Origin of the sequence: Castellaniella denitrificans (assembly GCF_027214045.1) — a bacterium.
GTDB lineage: Bacteria > Pseudomonadota > Gammaproteobacteria > Burkholderiales > Burkholderiaceae_B > Castellaniella > Castellaniella denitrificans_A.
In genome coordinates this window covers 1-317 of the sequence record NZ_JAPWHE010000029.1, presented here as the reverse complement: position 1 = coordinate 317, position 317 = coordinate 1, and the positions used below count along the sequence as shown (strand labels likewise).

At 70.7% G+C, this 317-nt stretch carries 1 protein-coding gene; it reads right to left on the bottom strand.

From position 1 onward, the window contains the following. A partial coding sequence (locus tag O4H32_RS14910; RefSeq protein ID WP_269360404.1) for a hypothetical protein occupies window positions 1–317 on the bottom strand: 317 nt, incomplete at both ends.

Sequence of the window (317 nt, the reverse complement as noted above, 5' to 3'; positions counted from 1 at the left end):
CGTGTAGTATGCGCTCAGGCCATTGCCCAGGTCCGTCGGGCTGGCCGAATCCGTGCTGGAGATCGGCTGGCCGCCCAGCGACACGCCGCTCAACCCATCCAGGGAAGTGAAGGCGATCGTCCCGCTGGTGGTCGCCGAGCCATCGTCCGCATGCGAGCCCGCGGGCTCGCTGCCGCGCGCCGGCAGGCCCGCCTCGTACACCTGCGTGTCCGCGCCGCCGGCCGCCGGGATCGTGCCGATCGTCGGCACCGAGTTGCCGATCTGGATCGTCAGCGTCGCCGTGTCGGTGTCCGTGTCCCCATCGCTCAAGGTGTAGG